This window comes from Stenotrophomonas sp. INTA L402-1, from assembly GCF_059295135.1.
In genome coordinates, this window is the sequence record NZ_JCAFWP010000268.1 from 1 (window position 1) to 507 (window position 507).

At 43.8% G+C, this 507-nt stretch carries 1 protein-coding gene; it reads left to right on the forward strand.

What is annotated here, in order from left to right:
* Positions 1-222: 222 nt before the first annotated feature.
* Positions 223-507: GlpM family protein (locus AC5O77_RS22720; protein ID WP_494507294.1), on the forward strand; the 285-nt coding region annotated here is incomplete at its 3' end.

Here is a 507-nt window from a genome sequence, read left to right on the forward strand (position 1 = left end):
GCTCTACGGTAACCTGCATATCATGTTTTGCCAGGTACGCGGCAATCAGTGAACCGACTTCCGCATCATCTTCCACAAATACGATAGTGTTCATATTATTCACGGTAGATATAAAAACGTCACAATACACCGCGCTGTTTTTACTTACTATCAATCGTTTCTAAACAAGTTTTCATCAGGTATTCTACTGATGACTTGTTATGGAAGTGTTAAGGTAAAAAGATGGGGCTGGTAATCAAAGCCGCGCTCGGTGCGCTGGTAGTGCTGTTGATTGGTGTTTTAGCAAAAACGAAAAATTATTATATCGCCGGGCTGATTCCACTTTTCCCGACCTTTGCGCTTATCGCGCATTATATTGTTGCCAGCGAACGCGGCATTGAAGCCTTACGCGCAACCATCATTTTTAGTATGTGGTCGATTATTCCCTATTTTGTTTACCTGGTGTCGCTGTGGTATTTCACCGGAATGATGCGCTTGCCCGCCACTTTTGTTGGTTCTGTTGCGTGT